10 protein-coding genes are annotated in these 6,440 nt (G+C 65.5%); 8 read left to right on the forward strand and 2 right to left on the reverse strand.

Annotation, left to right across the window (positions count from 1 at the left end; genetic code table 11):
• Positions 1-6: 6 nt before the first annotated feature.
• On the forward strand, positions 7-423 hold the full coding sequence (locus KBY78_RS02360; protein ID WP_255142163.1) for a hypothetical protein: 417 nt from the start codon (positions 7-9) through the stop codon (positions 421-423).
• A 116-nt stretch (positions 424-539) separates the two neighbouring features.
• Here the strand turns inward: KBY78_RS02360 and KBY78_RS02365 are convergent, their stop codons facing one another.
• The gene (locus KBY78_RS02365) at positions 540-725 is read right to left on the reverse strand and encodes a hypothetical protein (RefSeq protein ID WP_255142164.1); all 186 of its coding nucleotides are present in this window, start codon (positions 723-725) and stop codon (positions 540-542) included.
• Positions 726-767: 42 nt separating this feature from the next.
• Between KBY78_RS02365 and KBY78_RS02370 the strand changes: the two genes are divergently transcribed.
• From KBY78_RS02370 to KBY78_RS02400, 7 genes are all read left to right on the forward strand, one after another.
• Entirely contained in the window at positions 768-1,835 is a 1,068-nt protein-coding gene (locus KBY78_RS02370) for an efflux RND transporter periplasmic adaptor subunit (protein WP_255142166.1), read from the forward strand.
• The gene (gene devC / locus KBY78_RS02375; RefSeq protein ID WP_255142167.1) at positions 1,832-3,001 is read left to right on the forward strand and encodes an ABC transporter permease DevC; all 1,170 of its coding nucleotides are present in this window, start codon (positions 1,832-1,834) and stop codon (positions 2,999-3,001) included. Before KBY78_RS02370 ends, devC begins: the two co-directional genes overlap by 4 nt.
• The gene (locus KBY78_RS02380; protein ID WP_255142168.1) at positions 3,001-3,714 is read left to right on the forward strand and encodes an ATP-binding cassette domain-containing protein; all 714 of its coding nucleotides are present in this window, start codon (positions 3,001-3,003) and stop codon (positions 3,712-3,714) included. Before devC ends, KBY78_RS02380 begins: the two co-directional genes overlap by 1 nt.
• Before the next feature lie 38 nt (positions 3,715-3,752).
• Positions 3,753-4,307, forward strand: coding sequence for a type I restriction-modification system subunit M N-terminal domain-containing protein (locus KBY78_RS02385; protein WP_255142169.1), 555 nt, complete (start codon positions 3,753-3,755; stop codon positions 4,305-4,307).
• Positions 4,279-4,539: a hypothetical protein gene (locus KBY78_RS02390; RefSeq protein WP_255142170.1), complete on the forward strand. Its 261-nt coding sequence runs from the start codon at positions 4,279-4,281 to the stop codon at positions 4,537-4,539. The genes KBY78_RS02385 and KBY78_RS02390 overlap by 29 nt, the downstream gene beginning before the upstream one ends.
• 272 nt (positions 4,540-4,811) lie before the next feature.
• The gene (locus tag KBY78_RS02395; protein ID WP_255142171.1) at positions 4,812-5,312 is read left to right on the forward strand and encodes a hypothetical protein; all 501 of its coding nucleotides are present in this window, start codon (positions 4,812-4,814) and stop codon (positions 5,310-5,312) included.
• Between the two features lie 39 nt (positions 5,313-5,351).
• Positions 5,352-5,795, forward strand: a complete 444-nt coding sequence (locus KBY78_RS02400; protein ID WP_255142172.1) for a hypothetical protein — start codon at positions 5,352-5,354, stop codon at positions 5,793-5,795.
• On the opposite strand, the gene KBY78_RS02405 is transcribed toward KBY78_RS02400, so the two are convergent.
• Positions 5,787-6,440: DUF6880 family protein (locus tag KBY78_RS02405; RefSeq protein ID WP_399215169.1), on the reverse strand; the 654-nt coding region annotated here is incomplete at its 5' end. The two genes, KBY78_RS02400 and KBY78_RS02405, sit on opposite strands and share 9 nt — an antisense overlap.

The following is a 6,440-nucleotide window of genomic DNA, read 5'->3' on the forward strand; positions in this document are numbered from 1 at the left end:
GTCGCCGTGAGCAAGGCCCTCTTGTTAGGCGTCAATCAGGGCAAGGCTGCCAACAGGAAGCTTTTGCCGGCCGATGTAAACGGAAGCCGGAGAAGCACCAGGTGGCTTGACAGATCAAGCCAGAGGCAAGACGATACAAGTAATAATTGGAGTTTGATGACCTACATCCTGTCTGACTTCTTCCCTGGCGCCACCGAGCAGGAGTACAAGGACGAGATTGCCGCAGTTCATCCCAGTGAGGGCCTGCCTGCAGGGCAACTGCATCATTTTGCCGGTCAATCCGATGATGGCGTTCTGATCGTGACGATCTGGGATTCCAAGCAGTCTGCTGATCGATTCCTTGCCGACGTTCTGATGCCACGCGTTTCGGCGTCGAGTGGTCTTCGAGGCGAGCGTCAGCACCGTGGCGCCGTTGTTTTTTGATCTGTGGTTGGCAGCACCAGGGGCGTGTTCGCCGATCGGCCCGACCGTGGCGGCCCGACCGTGGCGGCCCGACCGTGGCGGCCAGGCCCAGGATGCGTAGGACCCAGATGATGAGGTCAGTTTGGCCTGAAACACCTCACCGAAGCGGGCCAGATCACCGGCAAGGCGCCCAGGCCGCAGAACAGCACCGTGCCCGGCAGGATCGCGCCCAGGCCCCCGAGCGGCGAGCGCAGCGTTGGCAGCAGCGGATCCAGCAGGATGGATCCTTTCGATAGCTGAACCGCAGCGATGGGCAGGACCACGGCAGCGCCTTATAACCAGCTGAGGCGAGGAGCCATCCTGCGATGACCAAGCCCACCAGTCGCCAGGGCGGCAGAGGACCCTGGCCCCTGATTGCTGCCCTGCTGGCCCTGGTGGTGCTGGCCGGGCTGGGCAGTCGCCTGTGGCAGAAGCGCGAACGGAAACAGGCTGAGGCCCAGCGGGCTGTGCCGCTGCTGCCGCGGCAGGTGTCCGCCTTGGGCCGGATCGAGCCCTTGGGCGGCATCAGCCAGGTGACGGTGCCCAGTTCCCTGACCAACGACCGGGTGCGCGACATCCTGGTGAAGGAGGGCCAGGAGGTGCGCAAGGGTCAGCCTCTGGCGGTGCTCGAAAGCCTCGACACGCTCGAGAGCAGCGTGTCCAAATCCGAGGCGGCGATACGGGTGGCCCAGAGCAAGCTGGCCGCCCAGGACAGCGTCATCGCCCGTTACAGGGCCGACCTGGGCCAGGCCAGCGCCGAGGCACGGCGGGCCGAGCAGCTGTTCACCGCCGGGGCAACCACGGCCAACCGGGTCGAGAAGCTGCAGGCCAACGAAAACAGTGCCAAGGCCCAGCTGGCCGAGGCGATCACCACCAAGGGCACCCTGGCCGCAGAGCTGCGGGAGAGCCAGGCGTCGCTGGAGAAGGACAAGGTCGAGCGGGCCAAGGCCACGGTGCTGGCCCCCTTCTCCGGCACTGTGTTCCAGGTGCATGCCCACCCGGGCGACAAGGTCGGTGAAGACGGCCTGCTGGAGATGGGCGACAGCAGCCGCATGGGCGTGATCGCCGAGGTGTATCAGAGCGATCGCCCGCCGATCACCCTGGGCCAGACGGTCAGCCTCAGCGCCGACGGCTTCAAGGGGCGCAGCGTGCAGGGGACGGTGGTGGAGATCGCCCGCGAAGTCAGCCGCCAGACCGTGTTCAGCGGCCAGGCCGGCGAGAACCTGGACCGGCGGGTGCTGGAGGTGAAGATCGGCCTGAACCCGGAGGAGTCGGCGGTGGCCAGCCACCTCAACTACCTGCAGGTGAACGTGCTGTTCGCCCCCCTGAACACCGCCCAGAAGGCCAGCCAGGAGGTGGCCCGGGAGCGCGTCCTGGGCCGCCAGCAGCCATGAACCCGCTGACCGCCCTGCGCCGCACCCCCATGGCCTGGCGGCAGACCAGCCATCGACCGATGCGGCTGCTCGCCGCCATCGCTGGGGTGAGTTTCGCCAACGTGCTGGTGTTTTTCCAGCTGGGTCTGGCCAGTGGGCTCTATGCCAGCCAGAAGCGTCCCCTGGAGAGGCTCAACGGCGAGCTGGTGATGGTGAGCCGGCGATACACCAACCTGGGCGAACCGCTCAACCTGCCCCGCAGCCGCCTGATCCAGGCCCGGGGGGTGCAGGGCGTGAAGGCGGTGACGCCCCTCTACATCGGCAAGACCGACTGGCTCAACCGCGACAGCCGCGAGAAAAAACAGGCGCTGATCTTCGGGCTATCAGCGGAGAATCCGGCTTTGCGCATCCCCGAGGTGACGACCGATCCGGGCAAGCTGCTACGGCCCGATGGCCTCTTTTTCGACACCCTCTCGAAGAAGGCGGCGGGTCCCGTGGGCCAGGTGGTGGCCCGGGACGGGTACTACGACACCGAGCTGCGCGGTCAGCGGGCCGTGGTGAATGGGCTGTTCACGATGGGGCTCACCTTTGCCGCCGACATCAACCTGCTGACCTCTGCCAGCAACTTCAAGACCTGGTTCCCCGATCAGACCAGTGACGACATCCAGCTCGGTGTGATCCAGCTGGAAGCGGGCGTCAGCCCGCTGCAGGTGCAAGCCACCTTGAACAGCTTTCTGGATCCGTCGGTGAAGGTGCTCACCCTCAAGGAGCTGGAGGACGTGGAGGTGGACCACTGGCGCAACAACACCTCCTTCGGGCTGATCTTCAACCTTGGGGTGCTGGTGGGCCTGGTGGTCGGCGCGATCATCGTGTATCAGATCCTCTATTCCGACGTCAGTGACCATCTGCCGGAGTACGCCACGATGAAGGCGATGGGCTACAGCGATGGCTTCGTCGTTGGCATCATCGTGCAGGAATCGCTGCTGCTGGCCGCCCTGGCCTTCCTGCCCAGCCTGCTGCTGTCCATGGGCCTCTATGCGCTGCTGGCCCGCTCCACCTCGCTGCTGATCGCCATGACCCTCCAGCGGGCTCTGGCGGTGTTCAGCCTGACCCTGGTGATGTCGGCCGGTTCGGGCTGGCTGGCCACCGGCAAGCTGCGGCGCCTCGATCCCGCCGACATCTTCTGATGACGCCGCTGGACGCTGCAGCCGGGCGCGAGCGGCCCATCGAGCTCCAGCATCTCGACCACTGGTTCGGTGAGGGTGAGACCGCCAAGCAGGTGCTCACTGACATCAACCTGACGGTGCACGCCGGCGAGATCATCATCCTGACGGGGCCCTCCGGCTCCGGCAAGACCACCCTGCTGACGATGCTCGGCGGCCTGCGGGCCGCCCAGAGCGGCAGCCTCAGGGTGCTGGGGGAGGAGCTGCTCCATGCCGACAACGACGCCCTCACCCGGCTGCGGCGCCAGGCGGGCTTCATCTTCCAGGCCCACAATCTGCTGCCTTACCTGACGGCCCTGGAGAACGTGCGCTTCGGCCTGGAGGTCACGCCCACCTGGCTGGGTCGGGGCCGGGCAGCGATGGATGACTGCGCCACCACCATGCTCGGCCACGTGGGGCTGGCGGAGCGGCGGCACTACTTCCCAGAGAAGCTGTCCGGCGGCCAGAAGCAGCGGGTGGCGATCGCCCGGGCCCTGGCCCCCAGCCCCCGCTTGCTGCTGGCCGATGAACCCACCGCCGCCCTGGACAAGACCTCCGGCCGCGACGTGGTCGACCTGTTCCGCCAGCTGGCGGACGACAACGGCGCCGCGATCGTGATGGTCACCCACGACAACAAGATCCTCGACATCGCCGATCGGATCGTCACCCTCGAGGGCGGCCAGCTGGTCGAGAGCTGAGCGGCGCAGGCCGGGGGCACTCTGCCGGCGCAGTTGGGATGGGCGAGGGCATTCTCGAGGCGGCCCCGCAGGGCTTCGAGGCCCACCAGTCCCTCGATCGGCAGCAGCCCCTGCAGCCCGCCGCTCACCGCCGGACGTGCTGGGCAGAAGCGCTGGATGGGCGTTACGTAGTGAGCTCTCCCTACTGTGATCGCCATTGGCAAGCCAACGACCGGATGGACCAGGCCACCCACAACCGGATGGTGTCGTTCCTGTGGGGCATCGCCGACGACGTGCTGCGCGATCTGTTCCGGCGGGGCAAGTATCCGGATGTGATCCTGCCGATGGCGGTCCTGCGGCGGCTGGATGCGGCGCTGGAGCCCACCAAAACCAAGGTGCTGGAAGCCAAGACCAGGCTCGATGCCGCCGAAATCAAGGAGCAGGAAGCGGCCCTGCGGGCAGCGGCAGGCCAGGCCCTGGCTGCCCGACATAAGTCCAAGAAGCGTTGCGTCAGAACGAGTCTCAGGTCATTGGGTGGGCGGGGAGCCATGAGACGTTGGGGTTGTCAGACCAAACCAACACCCTGTGGTTTCCCACGCCCGGCTTCATTTTGAGCTGATCGGCCTCCTGCGTCAACACAGCCCGTTCGGCGACCAGCGTCATCTGGTGCTGCTGGCACAGATGGTCGCCGGGTTGCTGCTCAGCCAGACCGTCTGTTTCGACTGCTGGAAGACCGTGTTGCCTCTGGGCCATTGCCTGGCGGCCAGCTGGCAGCGGCGCTGCCAGCGCTGGCTCAGCAACAGTCGGATTGACGATGGGGCGCTGTACGGCTCGCTGATCATCTAGGCGCTGCAGCACTGGGGAAAGCCAGGACAGGCCTTGCATCTGGCACAACCACTGGACACCACGATGCTCTGGAACCGCTGCTGCGTGGTGGTGCTCTCCGTGGTGTGCCACGGCAGGGCCATTCCGTTGCTGTGGCGAACGCTGGAGCATCCCAGTGCCAGCGTCAGCGCCTCGGTTTCGATCGCTCTGCTCGGCTGGTGCGAGGGCCGTCCTCGCTGGCGCTACGTGATGCGGCTGCGGGCTGACACCTGGATCCAGGGGACGCAGCTCCGATGGGCTGCCAGGTGCGCCGGCTGCGCCTGCCCCGTGGGCACTGCCGTGGGTTCCGGAACGTTCAGCTCTGGGCCGATGGTTCCCAAAAAGCCAACCTGATCCTGGCCCACCCCAGTGGCATCGCCATCGACGAACCCTGGTACCTGGTCAGCAACGCAGATCCCAGGCTGGATCTGGTCTGGAGCTATGCCAAGCGCTTCTGCTGTGAGCAGCTGTTCCGCGACCAGAAATCAGGCCTCTTCCAGCTGGAGAGCAGTGGTCTGCGAGATCCCGGGCGCCTCGATCGCCTGCTGCTGGTGGTGGCGATCACGGTGCTGGTGAGCAGCCTCCAGGGTTATGCGGTCAGCCTCGATGGCCTGCGCCATCAGCTGGATCCCCACTGGCAACGCGGCATCCCCAGTCGTGGTGTGCAACGCCGCCAGCAGCAGCCCTGGTTCACGCGGATTGAGCTGCCTCCAAGGCCACTCCCTCAGCAAGCGCAGCAGCCGGCTGTCGCATGACGGTCTCGCCTGAGATGTGTCGGGCAGTCAGCCGCCGCCGTGGAAGCGGCCTTCGCCGGTTACTACAAAACCACTCTGCTGAGCGAGGAAACCGATCCCAACAAACTGCACGATCTCCGCGATAGCCTCGATCAGCTGCGGATCCACACCTGGGAGCAGGTGAAGGAGTTCGTGGGACTCTTCCTCAGCAACAGCGATCGCGAAGAGCTGCAGCCAATCCTGAACCAATGCCGCCAGATCTATACCGAGCAGCTCAGCGAAGACGACCAGGTGGCCCAAGACCACCGGTATCGCAATGCCAAGGCGAACACTCCGAACACAGCCGCCATAGAACTAGATGCCGCGCTGAATCGAGCTGTGAATCCACTGTTTCTCGATCAAACGGAGTTCTACAAGCAGTTCAAGGACAATTCACTGTTCCGCAACTTCGTACGCGGTCTGGTCACACGACTGATCAACGACAACTCCGGGAAATCACCATAGGCCTGTCTGCACGGGGCCATCGCCAATCGTCTCACCTGTGGTCTCGCTTTGGGCAACAGCCATTGGATCCATCGGAGCCGCTTGTGCGCTCTTTCCCTGGGCCTGCTCCGGCACAGCCCCCTTGGGCACCAGGCTCCAGAAGCCGTTCTTGCGGCCATGATCCCGCCGCAGCTGGGCCCCATAGCTGCGGTGATCGGCGAGTTCCCCCCAGCTCTCGATCCTTTGGGCAAGGAGGTGGCAGGTGTGCAGATGGCGGGCGGTGTGGGGGTAGCGCTTGCTGCGCCCCACCCGCAGGCTGAAGTCGATCATCGCCCGCAGGCAACGGGTGGCAGCCAGGGGGTGATCCTTCTCCAGCAGCTCTGCCAGCGGTGCCAGCAGCACGTAGCAGTCGCCATTGAGCGGCTTCGGCGTGGCCAGCACCAGCCGCGCGGCACGGCGCGGTTCGGGCCAGTGCAGGAGAAACCACAGCGCCTCCTGCAGATCGTCGTGCTCCGCCACCAGATCGAGGGCCCGCTCCTCGGGACCTATCAGGAAAGTTGTCCGCTCGGGGTGCCGAACTGAGCACCGTGATTGAGCGTACTGCGGGTTAAGGATCAGGGGCCGCGAGGCTTGATCGTCGTCATCATCTCGATACGGGACTGTGGT

Origin of the sequence: Synechococcus sp. EJ6-Ellesmere, assembly GCF_024345875.1 — a bacterium.
Taxonomy (GTDB): Bacteria; Cyanobacteriota; Cyanobacteriia; order PCC-6307; family Cyanobiaceae; genus Regnicoccus_A; species Regnicoccus_A antarcticus.

Coding starts and splice junctions, on each gene's coding strand:
- KBY78_RS02370 (WP_255142166.1), top strand. CDS start 768: ATGACCAAGCCCACCAGTCGCCAGGGCGGCAGAGGACCCTGGCCCCTG.
- devC (WP_255142167.1), top strand. CDS start 1,832: ATGAACCCGCTGACCGCCCTGCGCCGCACCCCCATGGCCTGGCGGCAG.
- KBY78_RS02380 (WP_255142168.1), top strand. CDS start 3,001: ATGACGCCGCTGGACGCTGCAGCCGGGCGCGAGCGGCCCATCGAGCTC.
- KBY78_RS02385 (WP_255142169.1), top strand. CDS start 3,753: ATGGGCGAGGGCATTCTCGAGGCGGCCCCGCAGGGCTTCGAGGCCCAC.
- KBY78_RS02395 (WP_255142171.1), top strand. CDS start 4,812: ATGGGCTGCCAGGTGCGCCGGCTGCGCCTGCCCCGTGGGCACTGCCGT.